This window comes from Xenorhabdus sp. XBWT (assembly GCF_059072735.1).
In genome coordinates this window covers 4,174,044-4,192,176 of the sequence record NZ_CM180990.1, presented here as the reverse complement: position 1 = coordinate 4,192,176, position 18,133 = coordinate 4,174,044, and the positions used below count along the sequence as shown (strand labels likewise).

15 protein-coding genes are annotated in these 18,133 nt (G+C 45.3%); 11 read left to right on the top strand and 4 right to left on the bottom strand.

Annotation, left to right across the window (positions count from 1 at the left end; genetic code table 11):
• Window positions 1-20 precede the first annotated feature (20 nt).
• On the top strand, window positions 21-2,654 hold the full coding sequence (ppc, locus tag AC5JQI_RS18470; protein ID WP_493914729.1) for a phosphoenolpyruvate carboxylase: 2,634 nt from the start codon (window positions 21-23) through the stop codon (window positions 2,652-2,654).
• 101 nt (window positions 2,655-2,755) lie between these two features.
• Here the strand turns inward: ppc and metF are convergent, their stop codons facing one another.
• Window positions 2,756-3,643, bottom strand: coding sequence for a methylenetetrahydrofolate reductase (metF, locus tag AC5JQI_RS18465; RefSeq protein ID WP_493913200.1), 888 nt, complete (start codon window positions 3,641-3,643; stop codon window positions 2,756-2,758).
• Between the two features lie 163 nt (window positions 3,644-3,806).
• Here metF and AC5JQI_RS18460 point away from each other — a divergent pair, with 163 nt between their 5' ends.
• Window positions 3,807-4,052 (top strand): hypothetical protein, encoded by a 246-nt coding sequence (locus AC5JQI_RS18460; protein ID WP_493913199.1) that lies wholly within the window; start codon window positions 3,807-3,809, stop codon window positions 4,050-4,052.
• A 227-nt stretch (window positions 4,053-4,279) separates the two neighbouring features.
• Here the strand turns inward: AC5JQI_RS18460 and argE are convergent, their stop codons facing one another.
• Window positions 4,280-5,437, bottom strand: coding sequence for an acetylornithine deacetylase (gene argE, locus AC5JQI_RS18455; protein WP_493913198.1), 1,158 nt, complete (start codon window positions 5,435-5,437; stop codon window positions 4,280-4,282).
• A gap of 101 nt (window positions 5,438-5,538) precedes the next feature.
• On the opposite strand from argE, the gene argC reads away from it, so the two are divergent.
• From argC to oxyR, 5 genes are all read left to right on the top strand, one after another.
• On the top strand, window positions 5,539-6,543 hold the full coding sequence (gene argC / locus AC5JQI_RS18450) for an N-acetyl-gamma-glutamyl-phosphate reductase (RefSeq protein ID WP_493913197.1): 1,005 nt from the start codon (window positions 5,539-5,541) through the stop codon (window positions 6,541-6,543).
• Between the two features lie 57 nt (window positions 6,544-6,600).
• Window positions 6,601-7,374: an acetylglutamate kinase gene (gene argB, locus AC5JQI_RS18445; protein ID WP_493913196.1), complete on the top strand. Its 774-nt coding sequence runs from the start codon at window positions 6,601-6,603 to the stop codon at window positions 7,372-7,374.
• 17 nt (window positions 7,375-7,391) lie between these two features.
• Window positions 7,392-8,603: an argininosuccinate synthase gene (locus AC5JQI_RS18440; protein ID WP_493913195.1), complete on the top strand. Its 1,212-nt coding sequence runs from the start codon at window positions 7,392-7,394 to the stop codon at window positions 8,601-8,603.
• Window positions 8,604-8,781: 178 nt separating this feature from the next.
• The gene (gene argH / locus AC5JQI_RS18435) at window positions 8,782-10,155 is read left to right on the top strand and encodes an argininosuccinate lyase (protein ID WP_493913194.1); all 1,374 of its coding nucleotides are present in this window, start codon (window positions 8,782-8,784) and stop codon (window positions 10,153-10,155) included.
• A 99-nt stretch (window positions 10,156-10,254) separates the two neighbouring features.
• On the top strand, window positions 10,255-11,172 hold the full coding sequence (oxyR, locus tag AC5JQI_RS18430) for a DNA-binding transcriptional regulator OxyR (protein ID WP_493913193.1): 918 nt from the start codon (window positions 10,255-10,257) through the stop codon (window positions 11,170-11,172).
• Here the strand turns inward: oxyR and sthA are convergent.
• On the bottom strand, window positions 11,164-12,561 hold the full coding sequence (gene sthA, locus AC5JQI_RS18425; RefSeq protein ID WP_493913192.1) for a Si-specific NAD(P)(+) transhydrogenase: 1,398 nt from the start codon (window positions 12,559-12,561) through the stop codon (window positions 11,164-11,166). The two genes, oxyR and sthA, sit on opposite strands and share 9 nt — an antisense overlap.
• 207 nt (window positions 12,562-12,768) lie before the next feature.
• Between sthA and fabR the strand changes: the two genes are divergently transcribed.
• Window positions 12,769-13,419 (top strand): HTH-type transcriptional repressor FabR, encoded by a 651-nt coding sequence (gene fabR, locus AC5JQI_RS18420; RefSeq protein ID WP_237386945.1) that lies wholly within the window; start codon window positions 12,769-12,771, stop codon window positions 13,417-13,419.
• Window positions 13,420-13,450: 31 nt separating this feature from the next.
• Window positions 13,451-13,828: a YijD family membrane protein gene (locus AC5JQI_RS18415; RefSeq protein ID WP_493913191.1), complete on the top strand. Its 378-nt coding sequence runs from the start codon at window positions 13,451-13,453 to the stop codon at window positions 13,826-13,828.
• A gap of 82 nt (window positions 13,829-13,910) precedes the next feature.
• Here the strand turns inward: AC5JQI_RS18415 and trmA are convergent, their stop codons facing one another.
• Entirely contained in the window at window positions 13,911-15,011 is a 1,101-nt protein-coding gene (gene trmA / locus AC5JQI_RS18410; protein ID WP_493913190.1) for a tRNA (uridine(54)-C5)-methyltransferase TrmA, read from the bottom strand.
• Between the two features lie 216 nt (window positions 15,012-15,227).
• On the opposite strand from trmA, the gene btuB reads away from it, so the two are divergent.
• The gene (gene btuB / locus AC5JQI_RS18405; RefSeq protein ID WP_493913189.1) at window positions 15,228-17,066 is read left to right on the top strand and encodes a TonB-dependent vitamin B12 receptor BtuB; all 1,839 of its coding nucleotides are present in this window, start codon (window positions 15,228-15,230) and stop codon (window positions 17,064-17,066) included.
• The gene (murI, locus tag AC5JQI_RS18400; protein WP_493913188.1) at window positions 17,011-17,874 is read left to right on the top strand and encodes a glutamate racemase; all 864 of its coding nucleotides are present in this window, start codon (window positions 17,011-17,013) and stop codon (window positions 17,872-17,874) included. The genes btuB and murI overlap by 56 nt, the downstream gene beginning before the upstream one ends.
• Window positions 17,875-18,133 lie beyond the last annotated feature (259 nt).

Here is an 18,133-nt window from a genome sequence, read left to right as displayed (position 1 = left end):
AACACAAGGCCAGAAACCACATGAATCAACAATATTCCGCAATGCGAAGTAATGTCAGTATGCTCGGTAAGTTGCTGGGCAACACTATCAAAGAGGCTTTGGGAGAAGATATTCTTGATAAAGTTGAAACGATCAGGAAGCTATCCAAATCATCCCGAGCAGGTAATGAGGCCCATCGTCAGCAGCTTTTATCGACACTGGAAAATTTATCCAATGATGAACTCCTGCCCGTTGCCCGTGCTTTTAACCAATTTTTAAATCTGACCAATGTCGCTGAACAATATCACAGCATTTCACCACACGGTGAAGCTGCGAGTAATCCGGTAGCGTTGGCAGCATTGTTCAATCGTCTTAAAGACAAACAATTCAGCAACGATGATTTGGCCAACGCCGTTAATGAGCTGGCAATTGAATTGGTTCTGACGGCTCATCCAACAGAAATTGCCCGTCGTACTTTGATTCACAAATTGGTTGAAGTTAATGGTTGTTTGGCACAACTTGATCATGACGATTTGGCGGATTACGAACGCAATAACATCATGCGTCGGCTGCGTCAGTTGATAGCTCAATCATGGCATACCGATGAAATCCGCAAAATCCGCCCAACCCCGATTGATGAAGCAAAATGGGGGTTTGCTGTTGTCGAAAACAGCTTGTGGGAAGGTGTGCCGGCGTTTCTGCGTGAGTTCAATGAACAACTGGAAGAATCCATTGGTTATAATTTGCCAGTAGAAGCGGTGCCGGTTCGTTTCACTTCTTGGATGGGCGGGGATCGTGATGGTAATCCTAATGTTACTGCTGAAATTACCCGTCATGTTTTGCTGCTCAGCCGTTGGAAAGCGGCAGACTTATTCCTGAAAGATATTCAAATTTTAGTTTCTGAACTCTCTATGTCTGAGTGTACGCCTGAACTACGCCAAATGGTGGGCGGTGGGGTTCTGGAGCCTTATCGTGAGATTGCTAAGCAGTTGCGGACACAATTGAATAACACGCTGGCTTATCTGGAGAAACGCCTTAAAGGTGAAAAAGTTCTGCCACCGGCAGATTTATTGTTACATAACGAACAGTTATGGCAGCCATTGTATGCCTGTTATCAATCGCTGAAAGTCTGCGGTATGGAAATTATCGCAAATGGGCAACTGTTGGATACCTTGCGCCGCATTCGTTGCTTTGGTTTGTGTCTGGTGCGCATTGACATTCGGCAGGAAAGTACCCGCCATACCGATGCGATTGCGGAACTGACGCAATATTTGGGAATGGGAGATTATGCAAGCTGGCCTGAAGCCGAGAAACAGGCATTTTTACTGCGCGAATTGAATTCGAAACGGCCTCTTACACCGCGTGATTGGCAGCCAAACCCAGAAACTCAAGAGGTGTTTGAAACCTGTAAAGTTATCGCGGAATCGCCACAAGATGCGATCGCCACTTATGTTATTTCCATGGCGAAAGTGCCTTCTGATGTGCTGGCAGTGAAATTGTTGCTGAAAGAAGCGGGCAGCTCATTGTCATTGCCTGTTGCTCCGTTGTTTGAAACCCTTGAAGACTTGAACAATGCGGAAATGGTTATCCGGCAACTGTTGGGTATCGCATGGTATCGTGATCTGATTAAAGGTAAGCAGATGGTGATGATTGGTTACTCTGATTCTGCGAAAGATGCGGGCGTGATGGCAGCATCCTGGGCGCAATATCGGGCGCAGGATGCCTTGATCAAAGTGTGTGAAGAAGAAGGTGTTATGCTGACTCTGTTCCACGGACGCGGCGGCTCGATTGGTCGCGGTGGCGCTCCTGCTCACTCTGCTTTGCTCTCCCAACCACCGGGGAGTTTGAAGGGGGGATTGCGCGTAACGGAACAAGGGGAAATGATTCGGTTTAAGTTTGGCTTACCGCAGGTGACGATAAGTAGTCTGGCGCTGTATGCCAGTGCGATTCTGGAAGCAAACTTGCTGCCACCACCGGAACCAAAAGCAGAATGGCACCAGATCATGGAAACTCTCTCGGATGTTTCCTGCGATATGTATCGAGATTACGTCCGTGAGCAACCCGAGTTTGTGCCTTATTTCCGTGCGGCAACGCCAGAACAAGAATTGGCAAAATTGCCATTGGGTTCACGTCCGGCGAAACGACGTCCAACAGGCGGAGTCGAAAGCCTGCGGGCGATCCCGTGGATATTCGCATGGACACAAAACCGCCTGATGTTACCGGCATGGCTGGGTGCTGGCGCGGCGCTGCAACAGGTGATTGACGAAGGTAAACTGTCGGCATTAACCGATATGTGTCACAACTGGCCCTTCTTCAATACCCGCATTGCCATGCTGGAGATGGTGTTTGCCAAAGCGGACTTATGGCTGGCGGAATACTACGACCAACGTTTGGTAGAGCCGCAATTGTGGCCTCTTGGAATTAAACTGCGCAACCAGCTTGCAGAGGATATCAAAACAGTGCTGACAATCTCGCAGGATGAGCAATTGATGGCGGATTTGCCGTGGATTGCGGAATCTATTGCGTTGCGTAATGTATATACGGATCCGTTGAACGTACTACAGGCGGAATTGTTGCAACGCTCCCGTCAACAGGAAGACCTTGATCCGCACCTTGAACAGGCGCTGATGGTGACAATTGCGGGTGTGGCGGCTGGGATGCGCAATACAGGTTAATGTTTGATTTTATGAAAATAATAAAAGCCGAATGGGGAACTTTTCGGCTTTTTTATTTCCATTTTTCAACAACGAAACTTCCCATCAACGAAACAATGCAATTATGCAGGGCGAACACCCAGTGTATGGCAGATGGCGTAACTCAATTCCGCTCGATTCAGTGTATAAAAATGAAAATCCTTCACCCCTTCACGACTGAGAATTTTCACCATATCCATGGCAATAGATGCTCCCACTAAATTGCGACTTTCCGGGTCGTCATCCAATCCTTCAAACATTCTGGTCATCCAGCTTGGGATGCGGACGTTAGTCATCGTGGCGAATCGTTGTAGTTGACGAAAGTTCGAGACAGGCAAAATCCCCGGCACAATTTCTACATCAATCCCCGTTGCGACACAACGATCACGAAAACGGAGATAACTTTCCACATCAAAAAAGAATTGGGTAATGGCGCGATTAGCTCCGGCGTCAATTTTATGTTTTAAATTAATCAGGTCTGACTGCGCGCTTTTCGCTTCTGGATGTACTTCTGGGTAAGCCGCAACGGAAATATCAAAATCCGCCTCTTCTTTTAATAGCTCAACTAAATCAGCACCATACATTCCTGGTCTACAACCATTATTAGGTAAATCGCCCCGCAATGCCACGATATGACGAATGCCACTTTGCCAATAATCATGGGCAATGGTGCGCAGTTCTTCACGGTTGGCATCAATACAAGTCAGGTGTGGCGCTGCATCAAGGCCAGTTTTTTCTTTGATTCCTTTGATGATGCTGTGGGTACGATTACGCTCACCGGAGTTGGCACCATAGGTGACGGAAACAAATTTAGGTTTCAGCTTGCTTAAGCGATCAATAGATTTCCACAGGGTTTGTTCCATCTCAGCAGTGCTGGGTGGAAAGAATTCAAAGGAAACTCGAATCTGCCCTTCAAGTTCAGCCAAATTCTGATTCAGCGCTTCTCGCTGATTTGCATGGAAAAAACTCATACCCTGTGCCCTCGTGAACAATCGGATCTTTTTTGTGATATCCGCTTACGTTTAGATGCTTAAATGTTTATATGTCTATCCGTTTAGATGTCCAAATAGAATGGTTGAAGCTGGGTTTTTAGTCAATCGAGAAATGTCTTATTCCCAATGAGGAATATTCAAAATGATCAGGAAAGAAATTCATGTTTGGGGTGGCACATGGGAATGTGGCGAGCAATCGGCTATCACCGGTAAGAACGGCATGGCGCTGCAAATCGGTGGCCAAACCCAACTGATCGGTGGCGCGATCCGCAGCCCACAGGGCAAGGTGGAACTCGGTGGGAGCAAAGTCAGCCAGGAGGCGTCAGCGGTCAGCATTATCGGAGTGGCGGTCGCGTCAATACGAGCATTACGGCAGGCGGTCTGTTAGCCAGCGCGGCGAAACAACTCGTTGATGGCAAGGCGCCGTTAGTCAGCGGCCATGCCTCTACTCAACCGGCGGATGCCAAAGCGGGGGTGTTCAGCGGGAAGTAACCGACTTCCTATCCCCAGCGGTCTGGATTGGGACCACGGTCCCAATCATTTTCGGCCCACTCTTAATAGAGACAAAACGAAAAGCTTCAATGTACTCACTGAGGTTATTATATGTAGTGAAAGTTAACCACCATCCAAACAAAAATGCTCTACAAGCTGTGAAAGTAGTTTTCTTGTTGGTTCAATAAATGCTATGTCCAAAAATTCATCGGGCTGATGCGCCTGTTCAATCGACCCCGGTCCCAAGACCAATGTCGGGCACAGTTCCTGAATAAAGGGCGCTTCCGTACAGTAATTGACTGTATCCGCTTTTGTTCCCAACAATTTTTCAATCACGCCAACCAGTTTGTGGTCTGTCGGGCACTCATAACCCGGAATTGGTGGGTGAAGTTCTGTCACGCTCAGGCGTCCCGGCCAGCGTTGTTTCACGGGTTCCAGTGCGTCATTCAGCAATCCGTTCAAATCCTGCAAGGTCAGTCCGGGAAGCGGGCGGATATCCATATGCAATTCACAGCAGGCACAAATGCGGTTTGCGGCATCTCCGCCGTGAATATGACCGAAATTCATGGTGGGATAAGGAATGACGAAAGCCGGATTGTGATAACGCTCCTGCAAAGTATTACGTAGTTTTATCAGCTGGGTGATGGACTCGTGCATCAGATCAATAGCATTGACGCCTCGTGCCGGATCACTGGAATGCCCTGATTTTCCTTCTATACGGATTGCTTGGGCCATATGCCCTTTATGGGCGCGGATTGGCTGTAATGATGTGGGTTCGCCTATGATAGCGAAATCAGGCCGAATGTTGGCATTGGCAGCAAAATAACGCGCACCTGCCATTGATGTTTCTTCGTCAGCAGTAGCCAAGATATAAAGGGGATGAGACAGCTTGCTGACATCAATATCCCGTACTGCATCAATGATAAAGGCAAAAAATCCCTTCATGTCCGCCGTGCCGAGACCATATAACTTGCCATCGCGCTCTGTCAGTGTGAATGGATCTTGTGTCCAGCATCCCTCATCAAAAGGGACGGTATCCGTATGACCACATAGCAGCAAACCACCTGAACCACTACCCAATGTTGCCAGTAGATTGAATTTGCCCCGGGTTTCAGGGACGGGTTGAATTTCAATCGAAAAACCAATCTCTTTTAGCCATTCCGCCAGTAGATTGATAACAACTTCATTACTTTGGTCTAGTTCAGCATCATTTGCGCTGATAGATGGAGCTGCAATGAGCTGATGATATAACTTAATAAATGCCGGTAATTTCATATTCACTGTTGACAGCCCTTACTCATAATAGTATCAATATTCATGCAAATTAATTGCATACAAATGCAATTATATCGTTGGTTAACACTATAAGGTGAATAAATCCCATGCTGAATACACTGATAGTTGGTGCCAGTGGTTATACCGGAGCTGAGTTAGCAGCATATCTGCAACGTCATTCCCATGTCCACATCTCCGGCTTGATGGTTTCTTCTCAAAGTTCAGATGCGGGAAAGCCTTTTTCAAAACTTCATCCGCAATATAAGGGCATCCTTGATTTGTCCTTACAACCATTGACTGATGCGTTTGAAGCAGCGAAAGGTATTGATGTGGTTTTCCTCGCAACTGCTCATGAAGTCAGTCATGACATTGCACCGTTATTTCTGGAAGCGGGCTGTATTGTGTTTGATTTATCAGGTGCCTACCGAGTACAAAATACACAGTTTTATAAAAAATACTATGGGTTCGAGCATAAAAATGCCGCATGGTTAGCGCAAGCTGTGTACGGGCTGGCAGAGTGGCAGGCAGAAAAAATCAAGCAAGCACGATTGATTGCGGTTCCCGGATGTTATCCCACTGTTTCCCAACTTTCATTGAAGCCATTGCTTGAAAAAAATTTACTGGATACCGGGCATTGGCCTGTCATCAATGCGGTCAGTGGTGTCAGCGGCGCAGGGCGGAAGGCATCAATCATCAACAGCTTTTGTGAAGTGAGTTTGCAGCCTTATGGTGTTTTTAATCATCGTCATCAACCTGAAATTGCAACGCATTTAGGCACTGACGTGATCTTTACACCTCATTTGGGCAATTTTTCACGTGGGATTTTGGCCACAATCACCTGCAAATTGAAATCCGGTGTAACAGAAGAACAGGTTAGTGAAGCTTATCAGCATGCGTATCACGATAAACCACTGGTTCGTTTATACAGCGAAGGATTCCCCGCGTTGAAAGCTGTCGTTGGTTTGCCGTTCTGCGATATTGGTTTTGCTGTTCAGGGGCAACATCTGATTATCGTGGGTGCTGAGGATAATTTGTTGAAAGGTGCAGCAGCACAGGCGGTGCAGTGCATGAATATTCGTTTTGGGTATGAAGAAACGCAGGCGTTGCTTTAAGTTCATTCCGAAAAATTAAGATTCCGACAAATTTAATACTGACAGAGGATAAAGCCGATGGTTCCGTTAGTTATCAAGTTGGGTGGTGTGTTATTAGACAATGAAGAAGCGCTGGAGCGGTTATTTACTACGTTGCAGTTATACCGAAAAACTCATAAACGTCAGCTGATTATTGTGCATGGTGGTGGTTGTTTGGTTGATGAGATGATGCAGAAATTGCAGTTACCCATTTTGAAGAAACAGGGACTGCGGGTCACGCCTGAAGATCAAATCGACATTATTGCAGGCACATTGGCAGGGACTGCTAACAAAAAGTTGTTGGCATGGGCAACAAAGCTCCGTTTACCCGCTATTGGGTTATGTCTGGGAGACGGAGGCGTTGTGAAGGTATCCCAACTTGATAAAGAGTTTGGGCACACAGGAAAAGCGCTGCCGGGGAAACCCGATCTCCTGAAAATTTTGCTGGATGTGGGCTATATACCGATTATCAGCTCAATCGGTATCACCGAACATGGTGAATTAATGAATGTGAACGCCGATCAGGCGGCAACTGCCATCGCTCAGGTGTTAAATGCGGATTTGGTTTTTTTGTCTGATGTCAGCGGAATTCTGGATGGAAAAGGTCAAAAAATCCCGGAAGCCACGGCGGAAAGGATCGAACAGTTAATTGAACAGGACATTATTACCGACGGCATGATAGTGAAAGTAAAAGCAGCATTGGATGCGGCAAAAACACTTGGGCAACCCGTGGATATTGCGAGTTGGCGACATGCAGAGCAGTTGGTTGCTTTATTTAATGGCATACCCGTTGGCACACGAATTCTGGCGTAATTAAAAAGGTTACTTCTATGACTAAAAATATTAAAAAAATCGTTCTGGCATATTCAGGTGGTTTAGATACTTCCGCCATTATTCCGTGGCTGAAAGAGAATTATGGTAATTGTGAAGTCATCGCATTTGTTGCTGATGTTGGGCAAAGTCGTGAAGATTTGGATGGTGTGGAGCAGAAAGCATTGCATTCCGGTGCTTCTGAATGTCACGTTGTCGATCTGCGTGAAGAGTTTATCAAAGAGTATGTTTATCCCGTGCTGAAAACGGGTGCGTTATATGAAGGTAGCTATCTGCTTGGTACATCAATGGCTCGCCCAATCATTGCCAAGGCTCAGGTTGAACTGGCTCTGAAAGTGGGAGCGGATGCTGTCGCCCACGGTGCAACCGGTAAAGGTAATGATCAGGTTCGGTTTGAAAGCACGTATACCGCGCTGGCACCACATCTGAAAGTGGTTGCCCCGTGGCGGGAATGGGATTTGCGTTCCCGTGAGGCATTGCTGGATTACCTGAAAGTGCGTGATATTCCCACTACCGCGACGCTGGAAAAAATCTATAGCCGCGATGAAAACGCATGGCACATTTCAACCGAAGGTGGTGTTTTGGAAAGCACATGGAATGCAGCCAATAAAGATTGTTGGGTATGGACAGCAGAACCCGAAGATGCACCGAATGAACCAGAATATGTCACGGTGACAGTTGAAAAAGGTGAAGTGGCTGGTGTGAACGGTCAGGCATTCTCACCGTATCAGTGTCTTAACGCGCTGAATGAGTTGGGGGTTAAGCATGGCATTGGCCGGATTGATATTGTAGAGAACCGTTTGGTGGGCATGAAATCCCGTGGTTGTTATGAAACACCGGGGGGAACCATCATGATGGAAGCGTTGCGTGGCATTGAACAGTTGGTTCTGGATCGCGATAGCTTCAAATGGCGTCAGCAGCTGGGATTGGAGATGTCTTATGTTGTCTATGACGGACGCTGGTTTGCTCCGTTGCGTCGGTCAATTCAAGCCGCAGCTGAAACGTTGGCTGTCAGTGTCAGCGGTGAAGTTGTTCTGAAACTGTATAAAGGACAGGTGACAGCAGTGCAGAAAAAATCTGCCTATAGCCTCTATTCTGAAGAGTTCGCCACTTTTGGTGAAGATGAGGTGTATGACCACAGTCATGCCGAAGGTTTTATCCGCCTGTATTCGCTTTCTTCACGCATTCGTGCGCTGAACAGCAAAAAATAGTGATAACCAATTCTTGGCAATCAACAGTAATTAGATATACCCAATGGATTTCAAGATGCAGCGCGACGGCAAGAGAATAAATCCCCAAGAGCATAGCTAACTATGTGACTGGGGTGAGTGAGCGCAGCCAACAAAGCTGCAACTTGAAAGACGACGGGTATAGAACAGGAACGATATTATGGCACTTTGGGGCGGGCGTTTCAGTCAGGAAGCCGATCAGCAGTTCAAGCAATTCAACGATTCACTGCGTTTTGATTATCGTTTGGCAGAGCAGGATATTGTAGGCTCGGTAGCATGGTCAAAAGCACTAGTTACGGTAGGAGTATTAACTTCAGGAGATCAACAAAAGCTGGAACTGGCTTTGAACGAGCTATTGGATGAAGTGCGAACCAACCCCAAGGCCATTTTACAAAGCGATGCGGAAGATATTCATAGTTGGGTAGAAGGGCAACTTATCGGGAAAGTGGGAGATTTGGGTAAAAAACTTCACACGGGGAGAAGCCGTAACGATCAGGTCGCAACTGATCTGAAATTATGGTGCAAAGATCAGATTGCCCATATTCAGAAAGCACTTGTCGAGTTGCAACAGGCGTTAGTGATCACGGCTGAGAATAATCAGGATGCAGTAATGCCGGGTTATACCCATTTGCAGCGGGCGCAACCCATCACGTTTGCTCATTGGTGTCTTGCTTATGTGGAAATGTTGGCCCGTGATGAAAGTCGTTTGCAAGATGCACTGAAACGGTTGGACGTCAGCCCGTTGGGATGTGGTGCGCTGGCTGGAACTGCTTATGATATCGATAGGGAACAACTGGCATCATGGCTTGGTTTTGCTTCGGCGACAGGCAACAGTCTGGACAGTGTTTCTGATCGCGACCATGTTTTGGAGCTGTTGTCAGGTGCAAGCATCAGCATGATTCACCTTTCCCGTTTCGCCGAAGATCTGATTTTCTTTAACAGCGGAGAAGCCGGATTTATTGAATTATCAGATCGGGTCACTTCTGGCTCTTCTTTGATGCCACAAAAGAAAAACCCTGATGCGTTGGAACTTATTCGTGGTAAATGCGGGCGGGTTCAGGGTTCCTTGACCGGTATGATGATGACGCTGAAAGGGCTTCCCCTCGCTTACAATAAAGATATGCAGGAAGATAAGGAAGGCTTGTTTGATGCACTGGATACATGGCTGGATTGCCTGCATATGGCGGCGCTGGTGTTGGATGGCATTCAAGTAAAACAGACTCGTTGTGAAGAGGCGGCAAAGCAAGGGTATGCCAATGCGACTGAATTAGCCGATTATCTGGTCGCAAAAGGCGTGCCATTTCGTGAAGCACACCATGTTGTCGGTGAAACTGTAGTGGCTGCCATTGCTAAAGGTAAGGCGCTGGAAGAGCTTTCTCTGCTTGAATTGCAAAAATTCAGTGATGCCATTTCTGTGGATGTTTATGACGTTTTATCACTGCAATCTTGTCTGGATAAGCGTCTGGCAAAAGGTGGTGTTGCACATGAACAAGTGAAGCAAGCGGTTGCTCAGGCGAAGCAGCGATTTAGATAAAAACACGAATAATTACCATTGGTTGATAGTTTTTTCTTCTCGTGGATATAATGATTCATTGATCAATACTATCATTGATATCAAATGCTGAGGTTGGGAATGAATATCCGCGATCTGGAATATCTTGTAGCACTTGCCGAACATCGGCATTTTCGCCGGGCTGCTGATGCTTGTCATGTCAGTCAACCAACATTAAGCGGGCAAATCCGTAAACTTGAGGATGATTTGGGCGTGATGCTGCTGGAGCGCACGAGCCGCAAGGTATTATTCACCCAACAGGGTATGTTGCTGGTGGAGCAGGCCAAAACCGTATTGAGGGAAGTGAAGGTCTTGCAGGAAATGGCTTCCCTTCAAGGAGAAAATATGTCCGGGCCGCTGCATATTGGCCTTATCCCAACAATCGGCCCTTATCTCCTTCCTCTTATCATTCCTGAACTGCATAGATTATTTCCTAAATTGGAAATGTACCTGCATGAAGCTCAGACTCAAAGCCTGCTGGCACAGTTAGATAGTGGAAAGCTTGATTGTGCCATTCTGGCGTTGGTGAAAGAAACAGAAGCGTTTATTGAAGTACCGCTTTTTGACGAGCCAATGAAATTAGCCGTATATGAAGACCATAAATGGTCAGAGCGGGATCGAGTCAAAATGGGTGAGTTATCCGGCGAGAAGTTATTGATGCTGGACGATGGGCACTGTTTACGTGATCAAGCGATGGGGTTCTGTTTTCAGGCCGGTGCTAAAGAAGATACGCATTTCAGGGCAACCAGTCTGGAAACGTTGCGTAATATGGTGGCAGCAGGGAGTGGTATTACCTTGCTGCCTGCCTTAGCAGTTCCAAAAGAGGGTAAGCGTGATGGTATTTGTTATCTGGAATGCAAAGAGCCGGAACCTCAACGTTCAGTTATATTGGTTTATCGTCCCGGTTCACCTCTGCGTGGTCGCTATGAGCAATTGGCAGAGGCGATCCGAACTAAAATGGGCAATTATTTAGACGAACTCGGAAAAATATCAAAATAACCGATTTAACCCATTGAGTGCTGCAACACGGTAAGCTTCGGCCATTGTTGGATAGTTGAAGGTTGTATTAACGAAATATTCGATATTATTGCCTTCACCTTTTTGTTCCATTATGGCCTGACCGATATGAATGATCTCTGCGGCCCGCTCGCCAAAACAATGAATACCCAAAATCTGTTTTGTTTCACGGTGGAACAGGAGCTTGATACTGCCGATATTCATACCTGCAATCTGTGCTCTTGCCAGATGCTTGAATTGAGCACGTCCTACCTCATAAGGAATTTTCATTGAGGTCAGTTGCTGCTCTGTTTTGCCAACAGAACTGATTTCAGGAATGGTATAAATCCCTGTTGGGATATCTTCCACCAGATGCAGATCAGCTTCTCCTGTCGTCATTGCTTTTGCCGCAATGCGACCCTGATCGTAGGCTGCTGAAGCTAAACTCGGGTAACCGATGACATCACCAACTGCGTAGATATTTTTATTGCTGGTTTGGTAGACGCGATTAACTTTGAGTAAGCCCCGGCTATCTGTTTCCAATCCGACATTTTCCAACCCTAACGTATCTGTATTACCCGTTCGGCCATTGGCATACAGAAGGCAGTCTGCTTTAACTTTCTTGCCGGATTTCATGTGAACAATCACACCATCATCAACACCTTCAATCTTTTCGTATTCTTCATTGTGGCGGATGATAATGCCACTATTCCAGAAGTGATAGGACAGGGCATCAGACATCTCTTGATCAAGGAAAGAGAGCAGGTGATCACGTGTATTGATCAAATCAACCTTAACACCCAATCCCCGGAAGATAGAAGCATATTCACAGCCAATCACCCCTGCACCATAAATAATCACGTGGCGCGGTTCGTGATCCAGTTGCAGTATGGTATCGCTGTTATAAATACGGGAATGGGTAAAATCGACATCAGGAGGGCAATAAGGGCGGGAACCAGTGGCAATGATGATTTTGTCCGCACTCAATACGTCAACACTATCATCGGCATAACGCACACTCACCCGATGCTCATCAATAAGTGTTGCTTCTCCAGAAAACATTCGGCACCGATTGCGTTCATAAAACCCTTGGCGCATTTTGGTTTGCTGGTTAATAACGACTTCAGCATGGCGCAGTATTTCAGAAAATGAGGAACGAAGAATGCGGGAGTTATCACTGTAGAGGGGATTTTGATTAAATTCGATAATACGGCTGACGGCATGACGGAGAGCTTTCGACGGAATAGTTCCCCAATGGGTACATCCACCACCGACATTATTATAACGTTCTATCACTGCAACGTTTTTATCTTGTTTCACTAACCCCATTGCCGCTCCTTCCCCACCGGGACCAGAGCCAATCACAATGGCATCAAAATGAGTATATTGCATAGAGGAAAGACCTGTTTTTACACAAAATAACAACTCTATCTTAACATTAGTTGGAGTAATAACCCAATGAGCATATGGTTTTTATCTCATTGTTTAAAAATAAAATAGAAAAACCCCGAATAATATCTTTAAGAGAACAATCACAGCAAACTAAGCAGAATCTGTTATATTTGCCCCATTATCGAGTTGAGACAGATCAGGATTGTTGTGAGTAACGTAACTGGCATCAGAGCAAAACAGAAAGAAAAAACCCGTCGCTCCCTGATTGAGGCGGCATTCAGTCAACTTAGTGCTGAACGCAGTTTCACTAGCTTGAGTCTGCGGGAAGTGGCTCGGGAAGCGGGTATTGCCCCGACTTCTTTCTATCGTCATTTTCGGGATGTAGATGAGTTAGGGCTGACGATGGTGGACGAAAGTGGTTTGATGTTACGCCAATTGATGCGTCAGGCTCGCCAGCGTATTGCAAAGGGTGGCAGTGTCATCCGAACGTCTGTCTCAACGTTTATGGAATTCATCGGCAACAACCCTAATGCATTCCGCCTGCTGTTGCGTGAACGTTCTGGCACATCGGCTGAATTTCGTGCGGCCGTAGCACGAGAAATCCAACATTTTATTGCTGAACTGGCAGACTACCTCGAGCAAGCGAGTCATATGCCACGTCATTTTACTGAAATACAAGCCGAGGCGATGGTAACCATTGTATTCAGCGCAGGCGCAGAAGCGTTGGATATTGATGAGGAGAAAAGATGCCGTCTCGAAGAACGTTTAGTTTTACAACTCCGCATGATTTCCAAAGGCGCTTATTATTGGTATCGTCGTGAGCAAGAAAAAAACACTGTCCCTAAAAACGATCCCTAAACCTTCTGAATAATAAAAGGAGAATAATACGATGGAACAATACCGCCAAGATAAAAGCACAATGTTGCTGGCTCTTATCGTTGGTCTGGCAACACACGGAACTTTCTCAACATTTTTCAATTCTTATATTTCTTTTTCCATTTTTCCAATTATTGCACTGGTACTTTCTCTGTATTGTCTCCATCAACGTTATTTGAATTATCCAATGGCTGAAGGATTACCAAAACTAACAATAGGATGTTTCTTTTTAGGAATGTTCATGTACAGCGCATTTATTCGGATGGAATATCCGGAAATTGGCTCTAATTTCTTTCCTGTTGTCATTGGTACTGCACTGGTATTCTGGATTTACCTAAAGGTGAAAGGGCGTAAACAGCAGGCGATACTGACGTCAGAAAGCCAAAGCTGACAGTTTCTGACTGAACGGTTCAATAAAAACGCCACAAGAATAGCTCTGTGGCGTTTTTGTTTTTTGCTCAGTCCGATGACGGTTAAGATCTTTTTTCTAGCAGTACACCACATTCCATATGGTGGGTATAAGGGAATTGATCAAAAAGTGCCAGTTTGCTGACATGGTGAGTTTGTGTCAGTGTTTCTAGGTTTTGGCAGAGCGTTTCTGGATTGCAGGAAATATAAAGGATACGTGGGTACGCTTGAACCATTTTGACGGTTTCCTCATCCAATCCACTGCGCGGAGGATCAACAAAGATGGTTTCACATTGATAACTTTTTAAATCAATTCCTTGCAGTCGATTAAATTCCCGCTCACCATTCATCGCTTGCGTAAATTCTTCCGCTGACATACGGATAATTTGTACATTATCAATCTGATTGGCGGCGATATTAAATTGTGCGGCAGCAACTGAAGGCTTGGCAATTTCCGTTGCCAATACGCGCTCAAAGTTCTGTGCCAGTGCCAGAGAGAAATTGCCATTACCACAATATAGTTCAAGCAGATCGCCTTCGGAGCCTCTGGTGATATCAATTGCCCATTCCAGCATATGAATATTGATGCTGGCATTTGGCTGTGTAAAGCTGTTTTCGACCTGACGGTAAATCATGGTGTTACCAGCAACAGGCAACTCTTCATCTATATAGTCATTATCGAGAATGATTTTGGTTTTTGCTGCGCGTCCGATAAGTTGGACATCAAAACCTTTTGCCATTAATTGGCTACGCAGAACGATTGCCTGTTCACGCCACTCATCATCCAGCTTTTTATGGTAAAGCAGGGAGACAATGATTTTGTTGCTACGAGTGGAAAGGTAATCTATCTGAAACAGTTTGTAGCGTAATATTGAGTTATCTTTTACACCCGCAATGATGGCCTGCATCATGCTGTTGATGAGTTGATTGGCAACTGGAAACTGATCGATGCGGATACGCTGCTTGGTCTGCTGATCAAACATAATGTGGTAGAGGTCATCTTCCTCATGCCAGATACGGAACTCTGCCCGCATTCTGTAATGTGATGCAGGGGAACGGAAAACTTCAGGCTCAGGGGCGCTAAAGGGAGCCATCATTCCTTTTAGGCGGTGGGCCTTCTCCATCAATTGATTTTCATAATTTTCCGTTGGCAAAGCATTCTGCATTATCTGGTTCTCGTATGGTCGCGTTAAGAAAAATTTCCGAGCGGCATTGTAGGGGAAGCGTAAAGGATGTCCAGTTTTCTGGTTTATCAGCTTCTTTTTTTGATGGAGAAGGGTTCTGGACACCTTAAGATCTTCATCGTAGCATGACCCTTTATAGTTAGGTGCATATTGGATGCATAAAAGTTAGATACCACACATTCTCTCATCACAAATCTTATGATAAATAAAAAACATATCCTTTTTTCTGTTGTGTCTGTGACCGTGTTTTCTGGCTGGAGTCATGTTGCAGTTGCAGATAATCAAGATCCGATAGTCGTTACAGCCAATCGTTTTAAGCAGCCGATTTCCTCAGTGTTAGCACCAATGACGGTAGTGACTCGTGAAGATATAGATAATTGGCAATCCAGTAGCTTAGTCGATGTTTTACGCCGTTTACCGAGTGTTGATATTGCACAGAATGGTGGCATTGGGCAGCATTCATCCTTATTTGTTCGTGGCACAAACTCAAATCATACTCTGGTGCTGGTGGATGGTATTCGTTTGAATCAGGCTGGTATTACGGGTTCGGCTGATTTTAGCCAGATCCCAATCTCAATGGTGCAAAGGATAGAATATATCCGTGGTGCCCGCTCTGCTGTATACGGTTCTGATGCCATCGGTGGTATAATCAATATCATCACAAAGAGAGAACAACGAGGAACCACACTGAATGCCGGTATTGGTTCGAATGGATATCAGAACTATAACGGTTCAACCCAGCAAAAACTCAGTGAGGATACCTTATTAACAGCGGCGGCAGGCTATACCTATACCAAAGGGTTTGATGTGATTGTTGATGGTAAAACAGGAGGGTATCGTCAGCCGGATCGTGATGGCTTTATGAGTAAAATGCTGTGGCTGGAAATAGATCATAAAATAAATGAGCAAGTTAGTGGATTTGCTCGAACCTATGGGTTTAATAACCGGATAGCTTATGATGCATGGAGTATCGGCGATACCGATACTCGCGAATTATTCAGCCGTACTTATGATGCTGGAATTCAATTTAACCAAGGTATTTATTCTTCACAACTAATTGCCAGTTACAGCCATGTAAAAGATTACAACCATGCTCCTGACTATGGACGTTATGGTAAAGCGACCAGCCTGAGTGATTCCAAACAATACAATGTTCAGTGGGGAAACTTATGGCAAGTAGGCCATAGAGCGATCAGTAGTGGCGTGGATTGGAAGCGGGAATCGGTTGCCGCAGGTTCCAATAGTATCCCCGTCCAAAAAGATGTCGATAACACAGGATTGTACTTAACGGCACAGCAAAGAATTCATGATTTCACATTGGAAGGTGCAGTGCGTTCAGATAATCATTCTGAATATGATTGGAATACAACATGGCAAACTGGAGCGAGCTGGGAATTCCTTGATGGTTATCGTTTCATCGTTGCCTATGGAACAGCGTTCAAAGCTCCGACTTTGAGCCAACTTTATAGCCAATGGGGCAATGAAAGCCTTAAACCAGAAAAAAGTAAACAATGGGAAGGTGGTATTGAAGGATTGACAGGTCCACTGAATTGGCGTTTGTCTGTTTATCATAATGAAATTGAACAGTTGATAAATTTTACCAATGACCGTTATGAAAATATTGGTAAGGCTAAAATAAAAGGTGTTGAGTGGACGGGAACAATAGATACTGGCATATTCCAACATCAACTCACATTACAGTATGTTGATCCGCGTGATGGCAATGACCAGCAATTAACTCGCAGAGCTAAACAGCAAGTTAAATACCAATTAGACTGGGAAACTTTCAATGTTGATTGGGGGATAACTTATCAATATATTGGTAAGCGTTATGACCAAGATTATAGTGTGTTCCCTCCGAAAACAGTGAAATTGGCAGGTGTAAGTCTATGGGACATCAACGCCTCATATCCAATCACTGACCACCTTATAATTCGTGCTAAAATAGCTAATCTGTTTGATAAAAATTATGAGACAGCCTATGGCTATCGCACTCCAGGAAGAGAATACTACCTCACCGGCAGCTACAACTTCTGATTTAAATAAGACCGCCCGTCCAACGATTCTGGTTTTTGATTCCGGAGTGGGTGGTTTATCTGTCTATCAAGAGGTCCTACAGGTATTGCCGGAGCTCCACTATATATATGCTTTCGACAATGAAGCATTTCCTTACGGCGAAAAAACAGCTGAAGTGATTATCGAAAGGGTTGTTCATATTGTTGATATTATTCAAAAAAAACATCCTTTGGCAGTTGTTGTTATCGCTTGTAATACTGCCAGTACAGTCAGTTTACCCACTTTACGCGAACGCTTTCCCTTTCCTGTTGTTGGTGTTGTTCCTGCAATCAAACCAGCGGCAAAACTGAGTTGTAACCGTATTGTGGGCTTATTGGCGACACGTGCTACAGTGAATCGTGACTATACCAAAGAATTAATTACCCGATTCGCTACAGATTGTCAGGTACATTCAATAGGATCTGCTGAATTGGTAGAATTGGCTGAGAGGAAATTGCATGGCAATGATGTTCCACTAGAAGAGTTGGAAAAAATATTGAAGCCATGGCTGAGAATGAAAGAACCACCGGATACTGTTATTTTGGGTTGCACTCATTTTCCCCTGTTAGCAGAAGAACTCTCGCAAATTTTACCCGCTGGAACAAGATTAGTTGATTCAGGGGTTGCAATTGCTCGCCGAACGGCATGGTTGGTTAAAAATAAGGGTGATTTGTTTTTAACAACTGAAAATAACTTGGCTTATTGCACAAAAATAGAAGCAAATAGTGAAGCTTTGCGTCCCGTTTTACGTGAATATGGCTTCCCTGTGCTGAAAAAACTACCAATTTAAGTGAGATTTGCCGTAATAATCAGCTGTCGGTAATTTTTTTGAAAAAAACTCTTGTCAGCGGCGGAAAACACCCTATAATGCGCCACCACTGACCGACGATGCGCTGAGACAGGCCGCGGCGGGAAGTCGGAAAAGAGCGAAAATAAACGCTTGACTCCGGAGGCAAAAAGCGTAAGATACGCAGCCTCGCAACCCGGAAGCCACTTCCCGGTTGCCCCGCTCTTTAACAAGTTAATCAGACAATCTGTGTGGGCACTCG